Origin of the sequence: Planococcus sp. CAU13, assembly GCF_000775575.1 — a bacterium.
In the GTDB taxonomy this organism is placed as follows: Bacteria; Bacillota; Bacilli; order Bacillales_A; family Planococcaceae; genus Planococcus.
In genome coordinates this window covers 1-210 of the sequence record NZ_JRGN01000166.1, presented here as the reverse complement: position 1 = coordinate 210, position 210 = coordinate 1, and the positions used below count along the sequence as shown (strand labels likewise).

Genomic DNA, 210 nt, shown 5'->3' with positions numbered 1-210 from the left:
ACAGCCGAGTTTTTCAGTTTGCATTTCTACGAAGACAAACGCTGGTGGACAAACGATTTCACCAAAGAACTAGAGCTGGACTACTGGCAACAGGCAAAAAAGGAAATGGACACAACGGATGATGAAATCAAAGGAAGATTCTGTTTCGGCGATCCAAAGAATGGTATCCCTTTTATGGCTGGATATGCCTTTGCCTATGAAATGGTAAAA

At 41.9% G+C, this 210-nt stretch carries 1 protein-coding gene; it reads left to right on the top strand.

Annotation, left to right across the window (positions count from 1 at the left end):
• A partial coding sequence (locus KW93_RS06955) for a DUF2268 domain-containing putative Zn-dependent protease (RefSeq protein ID WP_033542269.1) occupies positions 1-210 on the top strand: 210 nt, incomplete at both ends.